Here is a 233-nt window from a genome sequence, read left to right as displayed (position 1 = left end):
TTGTTTTTGGGGGGGTGGGGTTTTTTTTTTTTGTGTGGGTGTTCTGGGGTTTTGTGGGTAACCTGTTTTTTCTTTTCGCTAACTTTGATTAAAATGGGGTGGGGGGGGTGGGGTTTTTTTTGGGTTTTTTTTGGGTTTTTTTTTTTGGGTTTTTTTTTTATTTTTTTTTTTTTTTTTTTTGGCCGCCCTAAAAACTGTGGTTTTTTTTTTTGGGTGTTTTTTTTTTTATTTTT

At 33.0% G+C, this 233-nt stretch carries 1 protein-coding gene; it reads right to left on the bottom strand.

The genetic code is table 11. The features are described from left to right. The coding region (locus ACR6JA_RS22640) for a hypothetical protein (protein ID WP_494599700.1) at positions 1 to 233 on the bottom strand (233 nt) is incomplete at both ends.

The organism is Cedecea sp. B1(4), from assembly GCF_059414925.1.
Note: the sequence above shows the minus strand (reverse complement) of the source record. Positions and strands in the feature narration are given on the sequence as shown.